The organism is Neisseria sp. P0021.S005 (assembly GCF_051956955.1).
In genome coordinates, this window is record NZ_JBQCWY010001017.1 from 1 (window position 1) to 347 (window position 347).

The following is a 347-nucleotide window of genomic DNA, read 5'->3' on the forward strand; positions in this document are numbered from 1 at the left end:
TGGCCGAAACCGAATTGCGCCAGATACGGAGAGGCTTTATCGATACCCATTTCGTAACCCAAACGGTAGAAGAAGGTATCTGAGGATACTTGAATGGCTTTGCTCAAGTTGGCCGAGCCGTGACCGCTGCGGACGGAGTCGCGGAAGATATGGCGGCTGCCGGGTATGCTCCATGCGCCGGGAGCGGGGACGATGGTGTTTTGAGTGATTTTGCCGCTTTCCAACAAAGCCATGCCCATAAAGGGTTTGAATGTAGAACCCGGCGGATAAAGGCCTTGGGTAACGCGGTTGATCAAAGGCTTTTTCCAATCGTCATTCAGCATTTTCCAAGTGTCGCTGTCGATGCC

1 protein-coding gene is annotated in these 347 nt (G+C 53.0%); it reads right to left on the reverse strand.

All coding sequences use genetic code 11. The features are described from left to right. The coding region (locus ACTHUE_RS20670; protein WP_440424348.1) for a penicillin-binding transpeptidase domain-containing protein at positions 1-347 on the reverse strand (347 nt) is incomplete at both ends.